Genomic DNA, 278 nt, shown 5'->3' with positions numbered 1-278 from the left:
GTGATGGGCTCGCCGGGCAAGATCGTGCGTGAGCTGACCGATGCGCAAAAGCGCATGCTGGAAGCCAGTGCTGCGCACTATGTGCACAACTCACAGCGCTATGCGCGCGACTTGGCTGAGCAGGAAGAATGAACCCGAGCGAACGCCCCGTCGCCTCGCCGTGCGTGAGCATTTGCGCGCTGGATGATGACGACATTTGCACCGGCTGCCAGCGCACTGTGGCTGAGATCACGCGCTGGAGCCGCATGGACAATACCGAGCGCCGAGTGGTGTTGGGG

General features: G+C 62.9%; 1 protein-coding gene and 1 pseudogene. Both read left to right on the top strand.

Translation table 11 applies throughout. From position 1 onward, the window contains the following. Window positions 1-132, top strand: a pseudogene (locus EE949_RS07615) (gamma carbonic anhydrase family protein); the annotation flags it as partial. Then, window positions 129-278 (top strand): DUF1289 domain-containing protein (locus tag EE949_RS07610; protein ID WP_122663752.1); only part of this gene is annotated, 150 nt, incomplete at its 3' end. The pseudogene EE949_RS07615 and the gene EE949_RS07610, both read left to right, overlap by 4 nt.

It is taken from the genome of Pseudomonas viridiflava, from assembly GCF_900602065.1.
GTDB lineage: Bacteria > Pseudomonadota > Gammaproteobacteria > Pseudomonadales > Pseudomonadaceae > Aquipseudomonas.
This window is presented reverse-complemented; position numbering and strand designations above follow the sequence as displayed.